This window comes from Proteus sp. PR00224, from assembly GCF_016238105.1.
Taxonomy (GTDB): Bacteria; Pseudomonadota; Gammaproteobacteria; order Enterobacterales; family Enterobacteriaceae; genus Proteus.
Map to the genome: position 1 here is coordinate 56,771 of NZ_JAEHQU010000003.1, position 24,392 is coordinate 81,162.

26 protein-coding genes are annotated in these 24,392 nt (G+C 38.8%); 10 read left to right on the forward strand and 16 right to left on the reverse strand.

Annotated features, from left to right (window positions below; translation table 11 throughout):
* Window positions 1–118: 118 nt before the first annotated feature.
* Window positions 119–505, forward strand: a complete 387-nt coding sequence (locus JEP71_RS06270) for a DUF2500 domain-containing protein (RefSeq protein WP_198619253.1) — start codon at window positions 119–121, stop codon at window positions 503–505.
* Between the two features lie 80 nt (window positions 506–585).
* Here the strand turns inward: JEP71_RS06270 and JEP71_RS06275 are convergent, their stop codons facing one another.
* Together JEP71_RS06275 and rsmD are read right to left on the reverse strand one after the other, a co-directional pair.
* Complete coding sequence (locus JEP71_RS06275) at window positions 586–882, reverse strand: DUF1145 family protein (RefSeq protein ID WP_109372044.1); 297 nt, start codon at window positions 880–882, stop codon at window positions 586–588.
* A gap of 17 nt (window positions 883–899) precedes the next feature.
* The gene (gene rsmD / locus JEP71_RS06280; protein ID WP_198619254.1) at window positions 900–1,484 is read right to left on the reverse strand and encodes a 16S rRNA (guanine(966)-N(2))-methyltransferase; all 585 of its coding nucleotides are present in this window, start codon (window positions 1,482–1,484) and stop codon (window positions 900–902) included.
* A gap of 228 nt (window positions 1,485–1,712) precedes the next feature.
* On the opposite strand from rsmD, the gene ftsY reads away from it, so the two are divergent.
* The 5 genes from ftsY to JEP71_RS06305 all read left to right on the forward strand — a co-directional run bounded on the left by ftsY (window position 1,713) and on the right by JEP71_RS06305 (window position 7,468).
* A complete protein-coding gene (gene ftsY / locus JEP71_RS06285) occupies window positions 1,713–3,368 on the forward strand; it encodes a signal recognition particle-docking protein FtsY (RefSeq protein WP_198625934.1) in 1,656 nt (551 codons plus the stop codon).
* Between the two features lie 5 nt (window positions 3,369–3,373).
* Window positions 3,374–4,039 (forward strand): cell division ATP-binding protein FtsE, encoded by a 666-nt coding sequence (gene ftsE / locus JEP71_RS06290; protein ID WP_023583735.1) that lies wholly within the window; start codon window positions 3,374–3,376, stop codon window positions 4,037–4,039.
* Window positions 4,032–5,009, forward strand: coding sequence for a permease-like cell division protein FtsX (ftsX, locus tag JEP71_RS06295; RefSeq protein ID WP_109372037.1), 978 nt, complete (start codon window positions 4,032–4,034; stop codon window positions 5,007–5,009). The genes ftsE and ftsX overlap by 8 nt, the downstream gene beginning before the upstream one ends.
* Window positions 5,010–5,376: 367 nt before the next feature.
* Window positions 5,377–6,231: an RNA polymerase sigma factor RpoH gene (gene rpoH, locus JEP71_RS06300; protein WP_023583733.1), complete on the forward strand. Its 855-nt coding sequence runs from the start codon at window positions 5,377–5,379 to the stop codon at window positions 6,229–6,231.
* A 94-nt stretch (window positions 6,232–6,325) separates the two neighbouring features.
* Window positions 6,326–7,468, forward strand: a complete 1,143-nt coding sequence (locus tag JEP71_RS06305) for a glycerate kinase (protein ID WP_198625935.1) — start codon at window positions 6,326–6,328, stop codon at window positions 7,466–7,468.
* A 62-nt stretch (window positions 7,469–7,530) separates the two neighbouring features.
* Here JEP71_RS06305 and panM read toward each other — a convergent pair whose 3' ends face one another.
* Window positions 7,531–7,938: an aspartate 1-decarboxylase autocleavage activator PanM gene (gene panM, locus JEP71_RS06310; protein WP_198619257.1), complete on the reverse strand. Its 408-nt coding sequence runs from the start codon at window positions 7,936–7,938 to the stop codon at window positions 7,531–7,533.
* An 11-nt stretch (window positions 7,939–7,949) separates the two neighbouring features.
* A complete protein-coding gene (locus tag JEP71_RS06315; RefSeq protein WP_198625936.1) occupies window positions 7,950–9,137 on the reverse strand; it encodes an MFS transporter in 1,188 nt (395 codons plus the stop codon).
* A gap of 115 nt (window positions 9,138–9,252) precedes the next feature.
* On the opposite strand from JEP71_RS06315, the gene JEP71_RS06320 reads away from it, so the two are divergent.
* Window positions 9,253–9,720, forward strand: a complete 468-nt coding sequence (locus JEP71_RS06320; RefSeq protein ID WP_198625937.1) for a MarR family transcriptional regulator — start codon at window positions 9,253–9,255, stop codon at window positions 9,718–9,720.
* Between the two features lie 55 nt (window positions 9,721–9,775).
* On the opposite strand, the gene JEP71_RS06325 is transcribed toward JEP71_RS06320, so the two are convergent.
* The 5 genes from JEP71_RS06325 to ugpB form a co-directional block, all read right to left on the reverse strand.
* Window positions 9,776–10,528: a M48 family metallopeptidase gene (locus tag JEP71_RS06325; RefSeq protein ID WP_109372027.1), complete on the reverse strand. Its 753-nt coding sequence runs from the start codon at window positions 10,526–10,528 to the stop codon at window positions 9,776–9,778.
* 494 nt (window positions 10,529–11,022) lie between these two features.
* Entirely contained in the window at window positions 11,023–12,123 is a 1,101-nt protein-coding gene (ugpC, locus tag JEP71_RS06330; protein WP_198625938.1) for a sn-glycerol-3-phosphate ABC transporter ATP-binding protein UgpC, read from the reverse strand.
* Between the two features lies 1 nt (window position 12,124).
* Window positions 12,125–12,973 carry a sn-glycerol-3-phosphate ABC transporter permease UgpE gene (gene ugpE / locus JEP71_RS06335; protein ID WP_198625939.1) on the reverse strand — a complete coding sequence of 283 codons (849 nt, stop codon included), beginning with the start codon at window positions 12,971–12,973 and terminating at the stop codon, window positions 12,125–12,127.
* Window positions 12,973–13,857, reverse strand: coding sequence for a sn-glycerol-3-phosphate ABC transporter permease UgpA (gene ugpA, locus JEP71_RS06340; protein WP_109372020.1), 885 nt, complete (start codon window positions 13,855–13,857; stop codon window positions 12,973–12,975). Before ugpA ends, ugpE begins: the two co-directional genes overlap by 1 nt.
* A gap of 62 nt (window positions 13,858–13,919) precedes the next feature.
* Window positions 13,920–15,227 carry a sn-glycerol-3-phosphate ABC transporter substrate-binding protein UgpB gene (gene ugpB, locus JEP71_RS06345; RefSeq protein ID WP_198625940.1) on the reverse strand — a complete coding sequence of 436 codons (1,308 nt, stop codon included), beginning with the start codon at window positions 15,225–15,227 and terminating at the stop codon, window positions 13,920–13,922.
* Window positions 15,228–15,401: 174 nt separating this feature from the next.
* Between ugpB and JEP71_RS06350 the strand changes: the two genes are divergently transcribed.
* Together JEP71_RS06350 and JEP71_RS06355 are read left to right on the forward strand one after the other, a co-directional pair.
* Window positions 15,402–16,136, forward strand: a complete 735-nt coding sequence (locus JEP71_RS06350; protein ID WP_109372016.1) for a glycerophosphoryl diester phosphodiesterase — start codon at window positions 15,402–15,404, stop codon at window positions 16,134–16,136.
* 323 nt (window positions 16,137–16,459) lie between these two features.
* Complete coding sequence (locus JEP71_RS06355) at window positions 16,460–17,407, forward strand: carbamate kinase family protein (protein WP_198625941.1); 948 nt, start codon at window positions 16,460–16,462, stop codon at window positions 17,405–17,407.
* A 100-nt stretch (window positions 17,408–17,507) separates the two neighbouring features.
* Here the strand turns inward: JEP71_RS06355 and JEP71_RS06360 are convergent, their stop codons facing one another.
* Both JEP71_RS06360 and JEP71_RS06365 read right to left on the reverse strand, forming a co-directional pair.
* Window positions 17,508–18,698: a cyanate transporter gene (locus JEP71_RS06360; RefSeq protein ID WP_198619264.1), complete on the reverse strand. Its 1,191-nt coding sequence runs from the start codon at window positions 18,696–18,698 to the stop codon at window positions 17,508–17,510.
* Window positions 18,699–18,817: 119 nt separating this feature from the next.
* Window positions 18,818–19,564, reverse strand: a complete 747-nt coding sequence (locus JEP71_RS06365; protein ID WP_198625942.1) for a hypothetical protein — start codon at window positions 19,562–19,564, stop codon at window positions 18,818–18,820.
* 140 nt (window positions 19,565–19,704) lie between these two features.
* Here JEP71_RS06365 and JEP71_RS06370 point away from each other — a divergent pair, with 140 nt between their 5' ends.
* Window positions 19,705–20,232, forward strand: coding sequence for an SMI1/KNR4 family protein (locus JEP71_RS06370; protein ID WP_232797542.1), 528 nt, complete (start codon window positions 19,705–19,707; stop codon window positions 20,230–20,232).
* A gap of 4 nt (window positions 20,233–20,236) precedes the next feature.
* On the opposite strand, the gene JEP71_RS06375 is transcribed toward JEP71_RS06370, so the two are convergent.
* The 5 genes from JEP71_RS06375 to prmA form a co-directional block, all read right to left on the reverse strand.
* The gene (locus JEP71_RS06375; protein ID WP_198625944.1) at window positions 20,237–20,989 is read right to left on the reverse strand and encodes a DUF3307 domain-containing protein; all 753 of its coding nucleotides are present in this window, start codon (window positions 20,987–20,989) and stop codon (window positions 20,237–20,239) included.
* Between the two features lies 1 nt (window position 20,990).
* Entirely contained in the window at window positions 20,991–21,623 is a 633-nt protein-coding gene (locus JEP71_RS06380) for a hypothetical protein (RefSeq protein WP_198625945.1), read from the reverse strand.
* 265 nt (window positions 21,624–21,888) lie between these two features.
* Window positions 21,889–22,185, reverse strand: a complete 297-nt coding sequence (gene fis, locus JEP71_RS06385; protein ID WP_004245342.1) for a DNA-binding transcriptional regulator Fis — start codon at window positions 22,183–22,185, stop codon at window positions 21,889–21,891.
* Between the two features lie 20 nt (window positions 22,186–22,205).
* Window positions 22,206–23,177, reverse strand: coding sequence for a tRNA dihydrouridine synthase DusB (dusB, locus tag JEP71_RS06390; protein ID WP_023582903.1), 972 nt, complete (start codon window positions 23,175–23,177; stop codon window positions 22,206–22,208).
* Window positions 23,178–23,498: 321 nt separating this feature from the next.
* Window positions 23,499–24,380, reverse strand: a complete 882-nt coding sequence (prmA, locus tag JEP71_RS06395) for a 50S ribosomal protein L11 methyltransferase (protein ID WP_198619269.1) — start codon at window positions 24,378–24,380, stop codon at window positions 23,499–23,501.
* Window positions 24,381–24,392: the final 12 nt, after the last annotated feature.

A 24,392-nucleotide genomic window follows, 5' to 3' on the forward strand; every position in this document is an offset into this window, starting at 1 on the left:
ATTATTGATAACAGAAAGTTTAATTTAAGAATAGCGGTTAATGACGAAACTGACGGACTTATTAAAATAATATAAAGCACCTTACTTTTTAATCCATATAACGATAGGAATTAATGTAATGAATAAAGCGGCTATTTTAGGAATTGCGGTACTGATCGTTATTATAGCGTCAGCAACTTATCGTTTTTTTGAACAAAGAAAGCAGCGAATAAGTGATGATAATTCACCTGTTACACTCTATATGGTCGAAGTGATTGATAAAAAAGAAGTTGCTGCAAATGAACGGCGCTCAAGAGAAAATGATGTGAATGGCCCTGAAACAACACATTATTATCAAGTGACTTTTCGTTTAACCACTGACTCGCGTAAAGATTTAGTGTTAAAGATTGATAAATCGTCTTATCAAGATATCGAGCCTAAAATGAAAGGGCGTTTATTTATGCAAGGCAGTCGTTTTGTGAAATTTGAAACTGATATGCCAAATGATGAATCAAACAAGAAATAAGAGAATTTGTTGATAAGGTTGGCAACCTCTGGGGTTGGTTGACCACCCCAGATAATTGCGAGGATATAACGATATTACGGTTATTGTTTCGTTTTATTCTTTTGTTTTTCTTCGTATTCTTTTCGTAGTTCTTTTTGTATTTTTAATAGCTCAAAAATACCAAAAAAGAAAATACGAAATTGTAATGCCGTTGACGGTTTTTGATCTTTAGGCTGTCCTGCTTTATACATGACAATTTGTAAACCATGCATAATCACCATAAAAATCATGGCGATATCCATAAAATATTTTAAAGGCTTAGGAAACGGGGAAATAATATTTAAAAATAGAAAGCCCCAAACACCGACCATTAAAAATCGGCCAAAAAAGATTAACATAGCAGCTCCATAAAAAATTAAGCAGATAGATTGCGAATATAAAGACGATACGCAACTTGTCCTGCGATCTTCTCTCTATGCAATGTCCAAGTGGTAGGAAGCGTATAAGTCTGTGCTTTAATTTCTTCCTCGATATAAATATAGCAATCTTGCGCTAACCAGCCGTTATTTTCTAATAATTGGATAGTGTCTGACAACATGCCTTTATGAAAAGGAGGATCTAAAAAAACGACATTATAAGGTGAACCTTGTTTAGCGAGATATGACAATGCACTGTCTTGAATGACATGCCCATTTTCTGCATTTAGTAAGGTTAAGTTTGCGGTAATTTGTTGGGCAACGGCACGTTCATATTCGATAAACGTGGTTTCACGAGCATAGCGAGAAAGAGCTTCAATTCCTAAACCACCGCTTCCTGCAAAACAGTCGAGGCAACGGGCATCTTGGATAACAGGCATTAGCCAATTAAAGAGCGTTTCTTTCACTCTATCCGTTGTTGGTCGTAATCCTTGGCTATCGAGAACAGGAAGTTTACGACCACGCCATTTTCCCCCAATTATTCTGATTTGTCCCATTGGGGCTTTTTGTGGTTTTTTGGCCATATTATTTTGATTTATATCGTTTAAATGTGAGTTTTGGAGTGTCTTTGGGAATAAGGAATTCGTGTCTGTTGTTATCTCGATGACTTCCCTTGATTTAATCCGCAATAATTTACCATAAAATTCGTATAAAAGATGCGTTTATCTATGATCAAATGATAGACTTCATTATTATTTTCAATATCGTCAATGTAATCGCGCCATGATTTAGTGCGAGGAGTTTAGTAGCTAATGGCAAAAGAAAAAAAAGGTTTTTTCTCGTGGCTCGGTTTTGGGCGTAACAAAGAAGAAAATATTGAGCAAGAGAAAGAACAGCAACGCTTAGAAGAAGAGCGTTTAGAACAAGAACGTTTGGCAAAAGAGGCGCAAGAAGAAGCGGCTCGCCAAGCGCAATTAGAAGCGGAACAAGAACGTTTAGAAGTAGAGCGCCAAGAAGCGCAACGTGTTGTGCAAGATAGATTGGCACAAGAAGCTGAAAAACAACGTTTAGAACAAGAGAAAGCCCAGCGCCAAGCAGAAATAGATGCAGAGCAAGCGCGTTTAGAGGCCGAGCATGCAGAACAAGCCCGTCTGGCTCAAGAAGCACAAGCTCAACGTTTAGCGCAAGAGGAAGCGCAACGTCAAGCTGAACTAAAAGCGGAACAAGAACGTTTAGAAGCACAGCGTCAAGAAGTGGCGCGTTTAGAGCAAGAGCGTTTGGCTCAAGAAGCTGAAACTCAACGTTTAGCGCAAGAGGAAGCGCAACGCCAAGCTGAACTAAAAGCGGAACAAGAACGTTTAGAAGCACAGCGTCAAGAAGCGGCGCGTTTAGAGCAAGAGCGTTTGGCTCAAGAAGCTGAAGCTCAACGTTTAGCGCAAGAAGAAGAAAACGAACGTCTTGCTATTGCGCAAGCGGAAGCTGAAGATATTGAATCTTTACGCGAAGAAGTACTAGCAGATAAAGTTGTTGAACAAGAGAAACCTAAGAAAGAAGGCTTTTTTAGCCGACTGAAAAAAGGTTTACTGAAAACTCGCCAGAACTTAGGTTCAGGGTTCCTTAGCCTATTTCGTGGTAAGAAAATTGATGATGAGCTTTTTGAAGAGTTAGAAGAGCAACTCTTAATTGCTGATGTGGGTATGGAAACCACCACTAAAATCATCACTAGCCTGACCAAACACGCCACTCATAAAGATCTTAAAGATGCTGAAGCCCTTTACGGAAAATTACGTGAAGAGATGGGCGATATTTTAAGTAAGGTTGATAAACCATTAAATATTGAAGGTAAAAAACCTTTTGTTATTTTAATGGTTGGCGTTAATGGTGTTGGTAAAACAACCACAATCGGAAAATTAGCACGACAATACCAAGCTGAAGGTAAATCTGTCATGTTAGCTGCCGGTGATACATTCCGAGCTGCGGCTGTTGAACAGTTACAAGTTTGGGGCGAGCGTAATAATATCCCTGTTGTGGCACAACATACTGGCGCTGATCCTGCATCTGTTATTTTTGATGCAATTCAATCAGCCCAAGCAAAAGGTGTCGATGTTCTTATTGCTGATACCGCAGGACGATTGCAGAATAAATCCCATTTAATGGAAGAGCTGAAAAAAATCGTTCGTGTTATGAAGAAATTAGACGAAGAAGCACCACACGAAGTGATGCTGACGTTAGATGCAAGTACTGGACAAAATGCAGTTAGTCAGGCAAAACTCTTTAATGAAACAGTTGGGCTAACTGGATTAACATTGACTAAACTCGATGGTACAGCAAAAGGGGGCGTTATCTTCTCCATTGCTGATCAGTTTAGTATTCCTATCCGTTATATCGGGGTAGGTGAAGGTATTGAAGATCTACGTCCGTTTAAGGCCGACGATTTTATTGAGGCTCTGTTTGCCCGCGAGGAGTAGTTTTAATGATCCGCTTCGAACACGTCAGCAAGGCTTATTTAGGTGGAAGACAAGCATTACAGGGAGTTGATTTTCATCTTCGCCCTGGTGAAATGGCTTTTTTAACGGGTCACTCTGGCGCCGGTAAAAGTACATTGCTTAAGTTAATTTGTGGAATAGAACGACCAAGTGATGGTGCTATTTGGTTTGCTGGTCATGATATCAGTAGACTAAAAAATAGTGAGATCCCTTTTCTGCGTCGTCAAATTGGGATGATCTTCCAAGATCACCACTTATTGATGGATCGAACGGTTTATGACAACGTATCTCTTCCCCTGATTATTGCTGGCGCGAGTGAAGAGGATATTCGGCGAAGAGTTTCAGCCGCTTTAGATAAAGTAGGACTATTGGATAAAGCTAAAAATTATCCTATTCAACTCTCTGGTGGTGAACAACAGCGTGTCGGTATTGCGCGCGCTGTTGTGAATAAACCGACAGTTTTACTCGCAGATGAACCAACAGGTAATCTTGATGGTGAGCTTTCAGAAGGTATCATGCGCCTTTTTGAAGAGTTCAACCGTGTTGGTGTAACGGTGTTAATGGCGACGCACGATATGTCTCTGATAGAGCGTAGAAATTATCGTATTCTTACATTAGGGCAAGGCAGAATGGTGGGAGGACAAAATGGCTAAAGCAAAAAGTTCCCGTAAATCAATGCCAACGCCAGGTGCAAAAACCAAGGCGCTAAAAGGGGGAAGACGAGAACAATGGCGTTACGCATGGCGTAATACTATGGCTGATTTTTTACGCCAGCCGCTCTCCTCTTTTTTAACGGTAATGGTTGTCGCTATATCACTCACCTTACCTAGCATCTTCTATATTGTCTGGAAGAATGTCTCAACTGCGTCAGAACAATGGTATCCAACACCACAATTAACTGTTTATCTTGATAAATCTCTTGATGATTCATTAGCTGAAGCCACGATCAAAAAAATAGAAGCCTTAGAAAAAGTCGAAGATGTTAACTATCTTTCACGACAAGATTCGCTAGTAGAATTTCGTTCTTGGGCTGGCTTTAGCAGTGCGTTAGATATGTTAGAAGAGAATCCATTACCTGCGGTTGCGATTGTGACACCTGTTATGGAGCCTAGCGATCAACAATTAATGACGAATTTGCGTGATACAGTAGCGAAAATACCCGGTGTTGACGAAGTAAGAATGGATGATAGTTGGTTTACTCGGCTTTCAACGTTAACTTCATTAGTCGGGCAAATTGCTTTGGTGATTGGCACATTGATGGTTGTTGCCCTGTTATTGGTAATTGGTAACAGTGTGCGCCTCAATATTTTCAGTCGCCGTGACACCATTAATGTGATGAAGCTAATTGGTGCAACCGATGGCTTTATTATGCGTCCTTTCCTTAATTGGGGATTGATCCTCGGCTTTATTGGTGCCGTATTTGCCCTGATCTTTTCAGCTTTACTGGTGTGGAAACTCTCTGATGTAGTGACTCAAGCTGCGATCGTGTTTGGGACTTCATTTTCCATTTCAGGACTAGGTTTTGATGAATCTATCATTCTTATTCTAGTTGCTATGACAATTGGTTGGCTTGCTGCATGGTTGACAACAATGCAACATTTGCGTCAATTCACACCAGAATAATGAATTAGAGCATTTTTATACTTATCCTCATAAATAATGAGAAGATATTTTTTTATCAGGCTGGGTTACGTTAATATCGTCACCCAGCCATTTTATCGACGCCCCGTCTCTGGCATAATAATGCACGCACTCTTTTCTACGATAAGGCAACAGTCATATTTGCTTCTGTGATAGAAAAGTACAAAGATATGTAAACATAGATGCGAGATGAACCTTTAGTCTTTATGCTGGTCAAATAGTCGTTATGATAAAAACACATCGTAAAAAACCTTAACAGACTTCCTATTTAAGCTATATTTATAAGGCTCATCTATTTTCCCTTACAGCGATAATTTTAATTATTTATTTGATTTTCATGAGGATTTGAATGACAAAAGAAATGCAATCCTTAGCATTGGTTCCGCAAGGCAGCATCGAAGCGTATATACGTGCAGCCAATTCCTATCCGATGTTAACCGCAGAGGAAGAAAAGGAACTCGCTGAACGGCTGCATTACGATGGTGACTTGGATGCAGCAAGAACGCTTATCCTTTCACATCTACGCTTCGTTATTCATGTTGCTCGCAGCTATTCAGGTTACGGCTTACCACAAGCTGATCTTATCCAAGAAGGTAATATTGGTTTGATGAAAGCGGTTCGTCGTTTTAACCCAGAAGTGGGTGTTCGACTAGTCTCTTTTGCTGTGCATTGGATCAAAGCTGAAATTCACGAATATGTGCTACGCAACTGGCGTATCGTGAAAGTCGCGACCACAAAATCACAACGTAAACTATTTTTTAATCTGCGAAAAAATAAAAAGCGTTTAGGTTGGTTTAATCAAGATGAAGTGGAGCTTGTTGCAAGAGAATTAGGTGTATCAGAAAGTGATGTCCGAGAAATGGAATCACGGATGTCAGCACAAGATATGGCATTTGATATGACCGCTGACGATAGTGATGACTCACATCCTATTGCTCCTGTACTCTTCCTAGAAGATAAGTCTTCTGATTTTGCCGACGGCATTGAAGAAGATAACTGGGATAATCATGCGACAGATAAACTGACGTCAGCAATTGAAACTCTTGATGAACGTAGCCAAGACATTATTCGTGCTCGTTGGTTAGATGATGATAACAAATCGACATTGCAAGACTTGGCGACAAAATACGGTGTTTCTGCCGAGCGTGTTCGTCAATTGGAAAAAAATGCGATGAAGAAATTGCGTTTAGCGATTGAAGATTAATCACATTTCAGACCAAGCACACGCTCCCATAAAGTAGAGTATGTTATAAAAGCGATATGAAAATATCGCTTTTTTATTGCTTGGAGAAAATAACGTGAAAATAGTTATCGCCCCTGATTCTTTTAAAGAAAGTTTAAGTGCGAAAGAAGTTGCAACAGCAATAAAACAGGGTTTTTCACGTTATTTACCCGATGCTCAGTATTGTTGTATTCCTATGGCGGATGGTGGTGAAGGCACGGTGACATCGCTGGTGGATGCAACGCAAGGCCGTTTTATCTCTACACAAGTGTGTTCGCCTTTAGGTAAACAAGTGACCGCAACGTGGGGACTTTTAGGTGATAACACCACCGCTGTGATTGAAATGGCACAAGCTTCTGGTCTTCATCTTATTCCTTCATCTCAACGTGATCCCAAATTAACGACCAGTTATGGTACGGGTGAATTAATTAATGCCGCACTTGAAATGGGCGTTAAAAAAATTATTTTAGGATTAGGTGGCAGTGCTACAAATGACGCTGGTGCAGGGATGATGCAAGCACTCGGTCTTGGTCTTAAAGATAAGTTTGGGGCATCTTTACCTTTTGGAGGGCTATCATTAGCCCAACTTCATTCTATTGATATCACCAAACTCAATCCCAAACTAAAACATATTGAAATTGAGATTGCTTGCGATGTCACTAATCCATTGTGTGGCGAAAAAGGAGCATCCGCTATTTTTGGTCCACAAAAAGGAGCAACCAAAGACGATATTGCGCAACTTGATAACGCATTACACCATTTTGGTACTTATCTTGAGAAAATGACGCAACGCACTCTTATCCATATAGCAGGAAGTGGTGCTGCGGGAGGATTGGCTCTGCCTTTGCTTGCATTTACGCAAGCAAGACTTTCGCAAGGTGTCGAATTGGTAGCTAAAGCTGTTGAATTAGAAAAATATTTTATTGATGCAGATTTGGTGATCACGGGCGAGGGGAGAATGGATAGCCAATCGGCGCAAGGTAAAACACCAACAGGCGTTGCTAAGTTGGCAAAAAAATACCACCTTCCTGTTATTGCGTTGGTCGGTGGTTATTTACCAGATTACGATGTAGTTCATCAGCAGGGTATTGATGCGGTTTTTTCTATTGTTCCTGGTGTTTCTACACTTTCTGATGCGTTAAGTAATGCGCAAAAAAATCTTAATGAGACGGCTTATAATGTGGCGAGGCTTTATTATTCGTCATATATCAAGTTGTAGAATTATTTAGAGTATATGTTGCATATATTCAAGTTGTAGAATTGTTTAGAGTAAGAACATTGTCAAATATTGAGAACATAGAGATCAGATTGTGGTGATGGATTAAATTGATGGTGTGTTAAAAAAGCATGTGCAACATCATATCCATTTTCTTCGTTGGATAAGCTTATTGCTTGCCAATGGGGAATATCAGGATATGCAGATAAACATTGTGTCAGTAAATAATGCCCAACACCACGGCGACGTGTTACTTCTCTGACCATAAAATCGGTGATTATCGCTTTATTACCCGATAATTGAATACGGCAAGCCGCCAGTAATCGCTCATTAAAACGTGCCACAAAGAGAGTGTTATCTTCGGTAATTTCGGTTGTTAGTGCATGTTGATAACAAGGCTCTTGCCAAATTTTACCTAAATCGATACGGTCTTGTGTTGAAAGCTGTGTCAGTTTTTCAATGGTCAGTTTCATCAAATTTCCTGTTAGTTTGCAGTGTGCCTTTTTTCTTTTAATGATGACATTAATGTTTTGAATGTGAAACACAATGCCAAACTCGTGAAGATCACACAAGAATAAAAGACATACTCATAACTATTACCAGTGACAAAATAGGTCGCCACCATAGGACCCGCAGCCATTCCACAATAACGAATAAAGTTATAAATCCCCATTGCGGTTGCTCTCATTGTACTGAAATAACTCGCTAATAATGTGGTATGTGTTGGCATGGTTAATCCGAGAGAAAGCCCATATAACACAGTTAAACCCAACATCATAGGAAGTGATATTTGCCAAAAGAGTGCAAATAGCGTCAGCATAATCAGGTTAATACAGGAGGTTATAATTACACCAAACTCAATGCTAAATAAATGGCAAATCCTACGGTAAAGATAGCTACCTGAAATCAGTGCAATAGACATAGGGACATACAATCCACCGATTTCGGTACTGTTAAGCTGATAGAGATGAAAGGCTATTAAGGGTAAAAATACTAAGAGACAAAAATAGTTATAAAACACCATAAAACTGATGACAAATACAGATTTACCCGCAGGAGCCATAAGTACTTGTTGCATTGCAGACATGCTTTTAAAAGCTTCTTTCTGTTCTGGACGTGTTTCAGGTAAATAAAAGAGATGCGTAATAAGTAATATGACACCGACTATGGCCAAGAAAATAAAAATACCTTGATATTGATAATGTTGCGCTAAATACCCGCCTAATAAAGGACCACAAGCAGGAGCTAGTGCTAATAACATTTGATATGATCCCATTGCTTTAGCACGCTCGTTTCCTTGATAAAGATCCCCAAGAATAGTGGCAGCAACCACAGGAATAGCCGCGATACCGATGGCTTGGATCACCCGCCAAAAAATCAATACGCCAATAGAGTCAGACCAAACACAACCCAAAGCTCCCACGATTGAAATGGCTAATCCGCCAAGCAAAATAGGTTTTCTTCCCCATTTATCAATCAATGAGCCGTAAAATAGTTGCATAACAGCCATAGCAAAAGTAAATGCAGATACCGTTAAATTAACCAATGATAGCGTGGTATTAAATAGCTGTTGGATCAAGGGAAGTACAGGTGTATAGATATTTTGTGCTAAAGAGCCCAGCAGCGCGCTAAAGCAAATGAGATAAAATAGACTGCGGATTGATAGTTTCATAATATTGCCCTTTGTTATTTTGTTTCCGCGGAAACAAAATAGATAATAGCGATATTTTGATTGTTGTAAATACTTTTGATACTATTTTTAATATTATTTTTTCCAAGGAAACAAAATGGCAAAAGAGAATGTGACAACAGAAAACTTGTTAAAAGGGTTAAGTGATTTTTTGCATCTTAAAGATGAACAAGCCGATAGCGATCATAAAAAAGTATTAGAAGAGAATGGATTAGATAATTACTCACTCACAGAACTGCATGTGATCCATTGTATTGGTGAAGAGAGTATGAGAAATCTCACAACTATCAGTGAATATATGGCAATGACACGAGGTGCTGTCTCAAAGATATGTAGTCGATTACAAAAGAAAGGCGCGATTGAAAAAATAAAATTAGTAGATAATCAGAAAGAAATATTTTTTATCTTAACAGAAGAAGGTGAGCGGCTTTTTCACGCGCATGAGGTGTTGCATCAACAATCTCAAGCAAAATGGTCTGCGTTATTTGAACAATATAATCAGAGTGAAAAACAAGCGATCCAACGCTTTTTTGCTGATGTGACAAACACTTTTCGCCATTCGTAAAAAGGATAAACCTGAAAAGAAAACCCCCATATCATGAGATACAGGGGCAAGGTAATTATTTTTTATCTTCAGCAATGCGATTACGGATATTATCTGCACGCTCTTTTGATGGTGGGTGAGAATCAAACATACTTGAATCACCGCCACCTAGTTTAGCTAATTTCTCAAAACCTGTGACTAAACCTGCGGTGCTTACCCCACGTTTTTTCAGCAGATCGTAAGAGAAATTATCTGCTTCTGACTCTTGGTGTTGAGAGAACTGAGCATTAACCAGTTTCTGTCCCATTTCAGCCAACTGAGAGCTACTTAATTGCGCTGCTACACCCCCTGCGGATGCTGCCGCAGTACGTGCTGCAACTGTTGCGTGTGCAACTTGAATTGCTTTACGAGTATGACCTAAAGCAACGTGACCCATTTCATGACCTAACACGCCTTCAACTTCGTTATCTGTCATCATGTCCATTAAACCGCTATAAACACGAACACAGCCATTCGCCATAGCCCACGCATTCACATCTTTAGTCATATAAACTTTGTAGTTTACTGGCGTGCCATTAACTTCATTACCTAACGCTTTAGCGATATTATTTAAACGTTTAGTGTAGGTGCTATTTGCGGGTGCAACTTTATTTTGAGCATCCATTTCTTTACAAGCATCATTCGTTAGCGCTTTGATATCGTTATCGCTTAATGTTGCAGCTTGGAATAGTTGAGTACCTGATTTGGTCAACATATCGGTATTAAGATTTTGACAACCAGAGAGTAGTGCTGCTGATACCATCACTGTAGCAAGTAATTTGATTTTCATTTTGAGTTAAGTCCTTTTCTGCTGCGCAGTTTTATATAATTGCGTATTAAATACGAGCGGAAGAATAACAGTGCTTATCTATCGGTGCAATATAAGCATTTTATGTAATAAATATTATCTCCATATATATTTCTATTTTTTCATCTAAAAAATATTATTTTTTATTCTTAAAATGATGATGGAAAAACATATTGGTTATTTTAACTTCTTTAAATTTAAGAAGATTAATATAGTGTCTAATAGGGAGAAGATAAATTTCTCTTAGTAATATCTATGTAGATCATTGATTATACTTACTCTGAGTGTACGTTATGCTGTTTTGAATTTGCTTGGAATAATATCAAAGGAACGTTGTATTTAGATGTGGGTTTTATTTGTTTAATTCTGACAAATTTTATATTTTTAATATTTATTGCTTAGTGATAAATAAATAACGATGCTTAAAGCATCGCTATTAAGATTAAACCGAAAATGAATAAATTGATATTGATGTATCAGGAAACCATTAATTCATTGATGAGCATAAAAGGGCGGTTAATACGTTTTCCTGTTTGCTCATTAAAGAAATGAAGGTTTTCAGGATGAATGGTTAGACCAATTTTATTACCAATATTCACACCATGATTGTTAGGTGCGCGAATAACAATAGACTGTTTTTGTTTATTGCAAGTTGTGGCATAAATTAAAACATCAGCGCCTAGTGCTTCAATAAATTCCACTTCAACATGAAAAAGGGAATGTTGATGGCTAATGATCAAATGTTCAGGGCGTAAACCTAATTTAATGGCTTGATAAGGAAGATGCTGAGATGAAACGGCAATATGCCCATCAGCGATTTCAATTACACCATGATTAATTGGGACATCTAAGATATTCATTGCGGGAGAGCCCATAAACGTTGCCACAAACACGGAAGCTGGACTTTCATAAATCTCTAAAGGCGTCCCCACTTGCTCTATATTTCCTTGATTTAAAACCACCAGCTTATCGGCTAATGTCATCGCTTCCACCTGATCGTGCGTCACATAAATCGAGGTTGTGGAGAGTTTTCGCTGTAATTTTTTGATCTCCAGACGCATCTGAACACGTAATTTTGCATCAAGGTTAGAGAGTGGTTCATCAAATAAAAACACTTTGGGTTTACGCACAATGGCTCTTCCCATTGCGACACGTTGACGTTGTCCACCGGAAAGCTCTTTGGGTTTTCTATCCAATAAATGACTGATTTCCAGCATGTTAGCCGCATTTGTGACAAGTTCTTCTATTTGGGCTTTGGGTGTTTTTCGATTACGTAAACCATATGCCATGTTGTTATAGACAGACATATGAGGATAAAGCGCATAGTTTTGAAATACCATTGCGATATCTCGCTCACTCGGTTCATGTTCATTAACACGTAAATTATCAATGAGTAAATCACCTTGTGTGATGGTTTCTAATCCTGCAATCATTCGCAGTAATGTTGATTTGCCACAACCACTTGGGCCAACTAACACCACCATTTCACCTTGCTCAATAGAAAGGTTCAATTTCGAAATAGCTTGGTGTCCATTAGGATAGCGTTTTTCTAAATCAGTGAGCGTTACGGTTGTCATATTATTTCTCCGTATCAATAAAGCCTTTTACAAAGGCTCTTTGCATCAGAATGACGATAAGGACTGGCGGCAACATGGCGATCAACGTGGTTGCCATAATTTTATTCCATTCAACGACACCATCAGAAACCGCAACCATCTGTTTAATTCCCATCACAATGGTGTAGTAGTGGGTATCAGTTGTGATAAGCATTGGCCAAAGATATTGATTCCACCCATAAATAAAGGTGATAACAAAAAGGGCAGCGATATTGGTGCGAGAAAGAGGAAGCAAGATAGTGAAAAAGAATTTAATCGGCCCAGCGCCATCAATTTTTGCGGCTTCAATTAATTCAGGGGTGATGGTCAGGAAAAATTGACGAAACAAAAAAGTAGCTGTGGCGCTAGCAATTAATGGAATAGTTAATCCAGCATAAGAGTTCAACATATTAAGATCAGTGACGACTTCAAATGTCGGCATAATGCGAACTTCAACGGGTAACATTAAGGTAAAAAAGATAGTCCAAAAGGCAAGCATCCGTCCCGGAAAGCGAAAGAAAACCACGGCATAGGCCGATAAAATCGATATAGCTAATTTCCCTATGGTGATCACTAACGCCATAACTAACGAATTCAATAACATGCTGTTAATTGAAATCGCACTATTTTGCGTTGTACCTGCCTGTGAAAATATCGTTTTAAAAATATTGAAGCCTTCAGTACCAAACCAAAGAGGAGAGCCTGTGGCAAACTCGGTGTTTTGATGGGTTGTTGCCACTAGTGCAATCCACATAGGGAATGCCACAGAAAGAATGCCGACAATAAGAATAAAGTGGCAGAAAGCATGAAATAAAGGTCTACGTTCAACCATCAGTAAGCCACCTTTTTCTCAACATAACGAAATTGAATAATGGTTAATATCGCGACAATAAACATCAAAATAACGGATTGTGCGGCGGAGGAGCCTAAATCTAATCCCACAAAACCATCGTTATAGACCTTATAAACCAGTGTTGAGGTGCTACTACCAGGGCCACCTTGCGTCATCGCGTGGATAATGGCGAAAGTATCAAAAAAGGCGTAAGCAAAATTAACCACAAGTAAGAAAAAGGTTGTGGGAGAAATTAAAGGAAAACTGATAGTAATAAAGCGTTTAATGGGACCACTACCATCAATAGCCGCAGCTTCTAAAAGAGATTTAGGTACAGATTGCAAGGCGGCGAGGAAAAACAGAAAGTTATAACTCACTTGTTTCCATGTCGCTGTTAAAATCACCATCCACATAGCGTGATGTGTATTAAGTACGGGATCCCAATTAATACCTATTTTCTTTAATTGTTGGCTTAATACACCAATTGTGGGATCAAGCATAAATAACCACAGAAAGCCTGCAATAACTGGCGCAATGGCATAGGGTGAAATTAAAATAGTGCGATAAAACAGTTTGCCACGTAAGACTTGCTCTGCAATACCCGCCAAAATAAGCGCTGACAGCATAGAGAGAAACACGACACTGATACTGAAAATTAATGTCGTGATTAAACTGTCAAAATAATAGCGATTACTAAAAAGTCGCTGAAAATTTTCAAAACCAACAAATTCTCGACTAAGTCCAAACGCATCTTCTAATTGAAATGACTGAAAGAAAGCTTGCCCCGCAGGCCAAATGAAAAAGATAAGCGTGATAGCTAATTGAGGAAAAATTAGCGCGAGAGGTAACCATTTTTGTTTAAAATAAATGGATTGAGAAGCCATACAATGTCCAGTAAATCGATAAAAACAGAAGGCGAGCGACTTTGCTCGCCTAATATAAGTGACTATTGTTGAGTTCGTTCAAAACGGCGTAACTGCTCATTCCCACGCGCAACCGCATTATCTAACGCAGCCTGAGCGGTCTGTTTTCCTGACCACACTTTTTCTAACTCTTCATCAACGATTTCTCGAGTTTGCAGGAAATTACCAAAACGTAATCCTTTGGAATTGGCGGTAGGTTCAGAGGTTGTCATTTGTAATATTGCCGTATCTGCGCCCGGATTTTGTTGATAAAAGCCTTGCTGTTGTGTTAACGCATAAGCGGCTTTAGTCACCGGTAAATAACCTGTTGCTTGGTGCCAATCGGCTTGTACTTCAGGGCTTGAAAGATAGGTAAAGAATTTGGCAACACCGTTATATTCGGCATCTGGACGTCCCGACATAACCCATAAAGACGCTCCGCCAATAATGGTATTCGCAGGTTTTTGTACAAGAGAATCGTCATAAGGTAATTGGCTAACACCAATATCAATCCCTTTCATATTCTCTTTAATGCCTGCAAATCCTGCTGATGATTCCATCACCATGGCGCATTCTTGAGTATAAAACAGTGGCATTGCATCCGATTGACGTCCGCCATATTTGAAAATACCGGATTTCGACCAATCTGCCATTTGTTGAATATGATCCACGAAAGGTGCTTTATTAAAAAGGAAGGTAGTGTCAAAACCATCGAAACCGTTATTTTTTGTCGCAATAGGTAAATTATTACGCGCGCCAAAATTTTCGATTTGTGTCCATGATTGCCATGTGGTGGTAAATCCACATTTCACTCCAGAATCGAGCAGTTTCTGAGAAACAGCTTCCATCTCTTTCCATGTCTTTGGTGGTTGCTCTATGCCTGCTTTTTTAAAGAGGGCTTTGTTGTAATAAAGTACAGGCGTAGAACTATTAAACGGCAGTGACATCATTTTTCCATCGCTGGTGGTGTAATAGCCCGTGACAGTTGATAAATAACTATTAGGATCAAAAGGCTCGTTAGTTTTTTCCATTAATTGATAAACAGGAAAAACGGCTTTTTTTGCCCCCATCATGCTCGCTGTGCCCACTTCAAAGACTTGCACAATAGCGGGTTGGTTTTTAGCACGAAATGAAGCCACTGCACTGGTCATCGTTTCAGCGTAAGTGCCTTTATAAACGGGTTTTATCTCATATTCAGATTGACTGGCGTTAAAATCAGAGGCGATTTGATTTACTTTTTGACCGAGCGCACCTCCCATTGCATGCCACCATTCAATTTGTGTTTTTGCGTGTGTAGGAGAAGTAAATAACGCCATTGCAACAGCAAGACCTGTTATTGATTTTATCGACATGCAGAATTTCCTTTTTAATCGAAAGTTAAAGGTGCAATCTAATCTGCGAATTACCCTAAATGTTGTTTATGACAAATGGGTGACAATTAAATGAAGATATATTGATGGTATGACTGTCAAATTGCTGTCATAAATGGTTGTCATGATGTCGGCACAAATGAAAAGGAGAGAGAAATGAAGATAGCTGCTCACCGAGGTTTTTCTGGAAAAGCGCCTGAAAATACATTGGCTGCGTTTAAAATGGCGATTGATTTCGGGTGCGAATGGATTGAAACGGATGTGCAATTAACCGCGGATCATGTTCCTGTGCTTATTCATGATAAAACAGTTAATCGTTGCACGAATGGGCAAGGTGCTGTGCGTTTTCATACCTTAGATGATTTACATCGCCTTGATGCGGGAAGTTGGTTTAGTTCACTCTATCAAGGTGAGAAAGTTCCTTCTTTAAGACAAGGATTGCAGCTTATTAAGCGTTCAGGAACAAAGCTCAATATTGAACTGAAAACATGGCCTGATGATGATGTTGAACGTTTATGTTTAGCGGTTTCTGACATGATAAAAAGTGCAGATATTCCGAATGAGCAAATTTTATTTTCTTCTTTTGATACACATGCACTGATCGTTATGAAACGATACCTACCTTTTATTCGCAGAGGCCAATTGTGGGATGAAATTCCTGATAATGCGTTAGAAACACTAAAAGCGATCGATGGTTTTAGTGTGCATTGTAATTACAAATATCTCACACAAGAACAAGCTCAAATGTTGAAACAAGCGGGTTATGAAATTTATTGTTATACCCCGAATAATCCTGAAGAAGTGAAAGATTTTGAGCAATGGGGTGTTGATATGCTGATCACTGATATGCCTGATGTTTATCTACCCAATGTTGATCAAATAGCAAAGTGAAAAAGCACTAACAATCCTGCTTACTTGTATTGAATAAGGCGTTATTGATGTGTTTGATGACGCCTTTTATCCTTTTCTTTCCGTATTTTAATTACAGAAATTAAATAAGAGAAACGTTGAGTAATAGATGTTTTCTTTACATTCTCTGCTATTATCCTGCGCAATTAATGAATAGATATTATTCAACTTGGTAATGTTTATCTCATTAAAAATAAAAATGGGGAAAATGGTTAGTGAATATGGCGACCTTATCAACCCAACCTCTAAGAGTAGAGGTGCGTTATTTCTACTTTAATTGCCAATAATATAATTGAGAGTGAAATATGAAAGAACTCGTTGTTGTTGCCATTGGAGGCAACAGTATTATTAAAGACAATGCTAGCCAGTCTATCGCTCATCAAGAACAAGCAGTACAAGAGGTTGCAGCCCATATTAGTGATATGGTGGCTGAAGGGTATAATATTGTTTTAACCCATGGTAATGGACCACAAGTAGGGCTTGATTTACGTCGCGCTGAAGTGGCGCATGTGCAAGAAGGTTTACCATTAACACCTTTAGCTAACTGTGTTGCAGATACACAAGGCGGTATTGGCTATTTAATACAACAAGCGTTAACGAATAAGCTTCGTGTTCAACAAAATAAACAAGCAATTACCCTTATCACACAAGTTGAAGTAGATAAAAACGATCCTAATTTTGTTTCTCCAACAAAACCTATTGGTGCATTTTTCTCTGAACAAGAGATGGTGCAATTAAAGCAAGAAAATCCTCAATGGCATTTTGTTGAAGACTCTGGTCGTGGTTATCGTCGTGTTGTTGCCTCCCCAATTCCACAACATGTTATTGAATCTAGTGCAATTAAGTCACTATCAGAATGCGGCTATGTTGTTATTGCTGTGGGTGGCGGTGGTATTCCTGTGATTAAAAATGAACAGGGAAATTACCAAAGTGTCGATGCCGTTATTGATAAAGACTTGTCATCAACATTGCTCGCAAAAGAATTACATGCAGATATTCTTATCATCACCACGGGTGTTGAAAAAGTCTGTATTCATTTTGGTCAGCCAGAACAAAAAGCATTGGGTGAAACATCGGTTGAGGAAATGACACAATATATGCATGAAGGGCATTTCCCTCAGGGCAGTATGCTTCCAAAAATCGAAGCCAGCCTCTCATTTTTAGCCGCGGGTGGAAAAAGAGTGATTATCACAACGCCAGAAAAACTAGCTTCTGCCTTAAAAGGTGAAACCGGAACGCATATTGTTGCTTAATTTTCGCAATCAAAAGTACTCCGTTATTTAATTGATAAACGCCTTATTTATAAAAGAATAAGGCGCTTATTTTATGCAGAGTTTCTTAATATATCGATGATTAAATAGTATGATTAGCGGGATAGGCTTTCGCGTAATGGCGCGGATTTAATCGTGAAAATAATCCTATCGTGATAATCACTAAAACCGCATGAAATGCCCATGCATAAGTAAAGCTTCCGTCTGGCTGACGCAATATCACTGCCACTAACGGTCCAAAGGCAGCAATGATAAATCCTCCACCTTGCATTAATGCCGACAGCGCGCCCGCTTGTGCTGGATCAGGAATATGATCGAGCGCGACAATCATCATCATGGAAAAACATCCACCTAAGCCACAGCCTAAGAAAATACTCCACAGATAAGGCGCACTCATCGGAATAGTCATTATTGCAATAAAACCGATAAATTGACTTAGTAATGTCAGCATAAGCCAAAAACGTCGGTCGTGATTTTTAGCCGCTAAGAAAGGAATAATTAAAGCAGCAGAGGCTTGGAAAAGCGAAAGGATAGCGACAAGAGAGCCACTTTGTGCACTTGGCATTCCTAACGATTGGTAGAAAGGTGCCAACCATGTCACAACTGAAGCGTAACCTGCATTAACGCAACCAAAACCTAAAATAAGCAATCCTGTTCTGGGGCGCCAAATTAAGGTATTGAGTGATATTTTATTAGCAGATATGGCACTGTTTTTAATAGAAAAAAGAATAGCGACAAATGCCAATCCTGCTGGAAGTGCAAACCACGCTAAAGCATTTTGCCAATGACCATTAGATACCGTAATAATCGGGGATAATTGAGCACCTAATGCGCCTCCCCCCATTAGCATGGCGGAATACAGCCCCATCATAATAGGCGTTCGATGTCCAAACCATCCTTTAATAATGCCAGGAAATACCGCTTGAATATAAGCCACGCTCAAACCGCAAAAGAGGGCAGTCAGTAATAACTGATTACCATCAGAAACATAAGCTCGAGAAAATGAGCCTATAAGAAGCAACAACATTGCGACTAAAAGCCCTTTCCGAACTTGAATATAAGGCTGTAAGAAAGGAACGATTAGTGCGCCTATACCCATTAAAAACATGGGTAATAGCGTGAGTAATGAGACTTGGCTATAACTCATTCCTGTTGATGCAATAATATTATCAATAACAGGGCCGGGGCCAGTTAAGAAAGGGCGTAAATTTATCCCGACTAAAATAATCGTCAGGACAATCTGCCATGTTTTTTTTCTTGGTAAGGCAGTCATTATAATTCCCTGATAAACAATAAATATTGCCTGCTTTATGGACAGTGTTGATATAAACAGATGAGGGATTTTATATCAACATAAATATCATTAGGTATTTTAATTAATCATCACGCTATTTAAGCGATGTATTTTAATTTCCACTGTTTAATCTGACTCTTGGGATTAATTAATACAAACTCATAATGTTCAAAATGAGAAAGTACCTTTTTAAATTCCAGTGCTGCTTTATCTAAATCCCACGATTTAGGGAAATAAAAGCCATCAAAAGGGATGTTTTCAAGTTGTGCACTAAATTGATGAATAAATTCATCAAACCCAGCATAAAAGAGTGCGATTTTTCCAGACCAATTAATGTGATAAGTATTATCTTGTTGGCGCTGGAAGTGAATTTGATGATTTTTACATGCATCATGACCTAATAAGTAAATACTGAAAGCAGGGACTTCTGCTCTTTCTTCATATTCATCTGTATCACTATCGATTTGAGGGGCAATATCAACATTAAATTGATGAGTAATAAAGTTATCAAAATCGAACGGCGTATTTCCTGTGCTGAGCAAAATACCTTGGTCGTCAGACCAATAAGTTGAGGAGAGTGTACAACAGTGATAATTATCCCAAACAATGGGAGCTTGCCAGTGAGCTAGGCTGGTATATTCTTCTTCGTCATCTGATTCATCTTCGTCGATATCATCCAGATAATCCTCCCCTTCACTTAAATAGTAATCGGCACTTCTAAGATGAAGATCAAACCAAAGTTGACCATGTTTATCTAATCGACCTGACCAGACAAATTCTGTAATTTTATGGGATTTCGGATAGGCACTATCAATAAAAGTAATGGTACGTACTGGTGTGGTCATGGTCTGTTTTCTTTTAAATATAGGTTTGTTTACTAGGGTAATAGAGTGATAACTATCAGCATGATTATGATAAAAGTGATGCTCACTCTAAAATATCATACATTACACGGTGTAATAGAACTCAAATAAGTGAGATAGTGATGTTAATGGCATTAAATCAGCAACTACCTATTCCTTCTGCAATACATGAAAATGGAAAAGAAGAGAGATGGCCATTAATTGATAACAAATATGCCTTTCCCAAAGATTATATTGCGTTTATCACCCAATATGGATCAGGTCAGGTAGCTGATTTTATAACGTTATTTAATCCCTTTAGCCAAAATGAGTACATTAATTTTTTCCAGCAAAAAGAGCAGATCCTTGAAGATTTCAGCTCATTAATCAATGATGATCCTAATTACTATCGTTTTGTTCTATATCCAAAATGTAATGGGCTTTTACCCATTGGTGTCACGGATAATGGAGATACGCTTTTTTGGGTTGTTTTATCAGAAAATAGTGAGCTTTGGACAATGGCAATTATTCCATCTAGAGGATCAGAGGTAGAATTTATTGCAGAGAGTCTGACAGGGTTTTTAGAGGGAGTTTTATCAAAACGAATACGTTGCCAATCATTCCCTGAGGGATTTCCATCAGAAAAAATGATATTTAGCCCAGAAGTTTGATGAGTTATCCCCCTATGGGGAGTTGAGTCACAAAATAGGAAGTAGCAAGTCCAATAAAGATAGAAATGCTAAAGCTAATCAGTGTACCTAACATAACATATTCTGTTAGCTTTTTATCTTGATCATTTTGTAATTCACCAAATCTAAATATTGATTTAGCTGCTAATAAAAAGCCAATTGCTGCAAATTGATTTAAAAGAATAAAAGTTAAGATTAGTGTTCTTTCTAAATAACCAATAGATTGACCCGCAGAAACGAGTGTTGAGCCTTCTACTGCAACAGGTGTCCATTTCTTTAGTAACATATAAATAAGGCTCGAAATAGGCTTTAAAATAATGATGTAGGCAAGAACAACAATAAGATATTTGTAGTTAATATTTTTAAAACTAAGATCATGGAATATTTGAGTATTTTGATCAACAAGCACTATCCATAAAAAGGTAATCACGAATAAATGAAGAGCTTGATCAGTAATAAACCACCTTAAAGAGTTATCAGTATAAGATTTACCAAGATCAAAAAAATAATGTGTTATTAATATAATTACACTATAAATGAAAATAAAACTAAAACTTATCTCAGACATTAAAACTAGAATAATAAAGGTTATTCCAGCGTGCAGTAGTGAGTGTAAGTAAAGCTCTTTAGATTTGTAATGTAGAGCATTTCGCGCTTCTATCCATGCTTTAGGTTGTAAATAAAAATCAAAAGTAATATGAGCAATATAGAGAGAAATAAGAAGCGTAAAATTATACATATCAATAAGCCTTGTTAATTAAATAATTAAAGTATTGAATATATTCATCTATTAACTGGTAGTGGCTAGCGTTCAATAATCGTGTAATATTACTTCTCGATTTTTTTAATTCATTGGCAATAGCATAATGAGATTTATCTTCATTAACCATATATTTAAGTAAAACTTGCGCTTGTACTCGAGTTATTTCTTTAAGTTGTATATCTAAGTATTTAGTCACTAAAGTAATATTTTTTTGAAATTCTTTATCTGATGTAGATATTGTTAATATTTCACTTTTCATCTTATCTAATCCTTCGCCCGATAAGATAAAGGCTTCCCCCATTGATGTTCTAATATCATTACGCAATGAATTAATTTGACCGATACCAATACTTTGACGAGCGCCGATGTTTAATTCTGACGTTTTCAATGCTAATTGAATAACGATAGCAACTTTAATGGCATCACAAGCGTGCAAGCAAACAAGTTGGAAGGAGTCACCGCGATATCTGTCATATTTAAGTGGTAACTGTTCTGAGAGTAATTGAACCGTTTGCTCCAAGGTATAGAGCATAACATCATAGTTTTCAGGTGTGATGTTTCTAGAGTCTATGATATCACCTGTAACCACACTTACGATGTCTTTATTCATTAGCTTGCTCTTATTATTTTGTGAGAGAAATAGAATGAGTATAGTGATCTTTTACTCAGTTATTTAATTGAAATACAAAAGAAGATGTTACCATATTTGGTAACGTACTCAAATGTTACCATATTTGGTAACGTACTCAAATGTTACCATATTGGGTAACTTAATGATTTATGTTATAGAGCAAGCGTGAAAAATAGGCAACAAAAAAGCCTTTTCTGGAAAACCAGAAAAGGCTTTTTATAAAAATAGACCTAACTGACTAGGATCAGTTCATGCCGTATTTTTTCAGTTTCTTACGCAGTGTGCCGCGGTTAATGCCCATCATTTGCGCTGCACGCGTTTGGTTGCCACGGGTGTACTGCATTACCATGTCCAACAATGGCTGTTCAACTTCCGCCAATACTAGCTCATATAAGTCATTAACATCTTGACCATTTAATTGAGCAAAATAGTTCTTCAGTGCTTGTTTAACTGAGTCACGTAAAGGTTTTTGGGTCACCTGATCTTGTGAATTTACGGTGGCAACTGTTAGTACGTCTGAATTTACGCGTTGTTCGAACATAGTTCTGTCAGCTCTTTTATTTATTTACGCAAAAAATTTTCGAAATATGCTTCCAACGCCTCCAGCTGTTCGCTGGCATCCTCTATGGCGTTGAAGGAGCGCCGAAACTGGTCATCAGGGGCATGTTCCTTGAGATACCAAGAGACATGCTTGCGTGCAATGCGAGTTCCTTTGCCTTGACCGTAAAAGTCGTGCAACTCACGCACATGCTTTTGCATTATTTGTTGTACCTCTGCAATCGGCAGAGGGGGCAACAGTTCACCTGTGTCCAGATAGTGCTGGATTTCCCGAAAGATCCAGGGTCTTCCCTGAGCAGCGCGACCGATCATCAAAGCATCGGCTCCAGTGTAGTCTAATACTGCTCTGGCTTTTAGCGGGTCTGTTATGTCTCCATTCGCAATAATGGGAATAGAAACACTCTGCTTAACTGTCCGAATACTGTCGTATTCGGCTTCCCCTTTGAACAAACACTCGCGTGTACGTCCATGAATAGTGAGAGCCTGAATACCACAACGTTCAGCCAATTTGGCAATCTCTACACAGTTACGTTCATCAGGTGACCAGCCAGTACGGATCTTGAGAGTAACAGGAACATCTACCGCGTTAACCACAGCAGAGAGGATCTCTGCGACAAGGTCGGGATGACGAAGTAGTGCTGAACCGGCTAGCTTTTTATTCACCTTTTTTGCAGGGCAACCCATGTTAATGTCGATAATTTGAGCGCCACTATCTGCGTTTATTTTCGCAGCTGTCGCCATATCAACGGGATCACTTCCTGCAATTTGTACGGAGCGGATCCCCAATTCATCACTATGTACCATTCGTAATCGAGACTTGTCTGTCTGCCAAACCTGAGGATTGGAAGAAAGCATTTCAGAAACTGTCATACCCGCACCCATATCATAGCAAAGTGACCGAAAAGGTCGGTCTGTAACGCCAGCCATGGGAGCCGCGATAAGGCAATTTTTTAACTGATACTGTCCGATTCGCATAGATGAAAAGAGGGCCAAACTGTGACTGCAAGGGCGCGTATATTACGCATTTTTTGCCAGATATGAAAGGACAAAGTTTAACCAAATTGCGAAAAAAAGTTACTTTTTTACACTTGATTTTTTATGAATTGATTATTTAATCAATAAAAACATAATGTTATCTGTTTTTAAAAAATTAAAAATTGATGATATAGAATTGATAAACAAGTGGAACTAAGTAGAGTTTATCAGGCAAAAATGTGATTAATGCCTGATAAACAATAATTAAGTGAAATTTTAACGTAATGAGATTATCTCATTTTGGTTGATATTTGTTCGATGTTATTTTTTCACACCGGTAATACGGCACCACTCTTCTTTTTCGGCAACAGGATCTAAGTTAAATAGTCCTTCATAGGCGGCTGCTACACCTTCTGCTTGTGTCGCTAACACACCAGAAAGGCCTAGGTGTCCACCTTGACGTGGCAGTGTACTGATAACAGGTGCAAGTTCACGCAATGGACCTGCTAAAATATTGGCGACGACAACATCGGCACTGAGGTTATCAGGCTGGTCTTTTGCAAGATACAGTGTGAGTGCGTCAGAAACGCCATTACGCTGTGCATTATCACGGCTTGCTTGGATGGCTTGAGGATCGATATCAATACCAATTGCTTTAGCTGCACCCAGCTTTAATGCCGCAATAGCTAAAATGCCAGAGCCACAACCGAAGTCGATAACGGTTTTACCCTCTAGATCTAATCCATCAAGCCACTGAAGGCATAATGAGGTAGTAGGGTGGGTACCTGTACCAAACGCAAGGCCAGGGTCTAGCATGACGTTTACGGCGTTAGGATCAGGTACTTCACGCCAGCTTGGGCAAATCCATAAACGCTCGCCAAAACGCATCGGGTGGAAGTTATCCATCCATTCACGTTCCCAATCTTTATCTTCGAGTTGTTCAACTTTGTGCAGGAAGCCTTTACCGAGTAGTGGCGTATTTTCTAACATCGCCACAACGATTTTCATGTCAGTTTCTGCATCATATAAACCGATAACGTCAGTATCACCCCAAAGGCGAGTTTCACCCGGTAACGGTTCAAAAATAGGGGTATCGTGACTATCTTGGAAAGTCACTGAAACGGCACCGCTTTCAACCAATTCATCACCAATAGCTTCTGCATTAGCGGCGGTTGCATTAAGTCTTAATTGTATCCAAGGCATAATTAGTCTCTT